Genomic DNA, 430 nt, shown 5'->3' with positions numbered 1-430 from the left:
GTCCTGCAGGCGCACGTTGGTGGCGGCCACCACGCGCACGTCCACGGGCACGCTCCTGCGGGCCCCCAGCCGCACCACTTCGCGCTCCTGCAGCACCCGCAGCAGCTTGACCTGCAGGGCCGGCGGCATGTCGCCGATTTCGTCGAGCAGCAGCGTGCCGCCGTCGGCCGCCTGGAAAAGGCCCTTGTGGTTGCTGTGCGCGTCGGTGAAGGCGCCCTTCATGTGGCCGAACAGTTCGGACTCCAGCAGGGCCTCGGGAATGGCGCCGCAGTTCACGGCCACGAACGGCCGCGCCGCGCGCGGGCTGGCGCGGTGGATGGCCCGGGCCAGCAGCTCCTTGCCGCTGCCGCTGTCGCCCAGCAGCAGCACGCTGGCGTCCGACTGCGCGACCATGTGGGCCTCGGCCAGCAGGTCGGCCATGCGGTTGGAG

Annotated in this window: 1 protein-coding gene; it reads right to left on the bottom strand. The window is 72.6% G+C overall.

Annotated features, from left to right (window positions below; translation table 11 throughout):
- A partial coding sequence (locus tag E4T88_RS18965) for a sigma 54-interacting transcriptional regulator (RefSeq protein ID WP_497707128.1) occupies nucleotides 1-420 on the bottom strand: 420 nt, incomplete at its 3' end.
- Nucleotides 421-430 lie beyond the last annotated feature (10 nt).

Source organism: Dysgonomonas mossii, from assembly GCF_004569505.1.
Classification (GTDB): domain Bacteria; phylum Bacteroidota; class Bacteroidia; order Bacteroidales; family Dysgonomonadaceae; genus Dysgonomonas.
The sequence above is the reverse complement of the archived record's forward strand: the minus strand, read 5'-3'. Positions and strand labels throughout refer to the sequence as shown.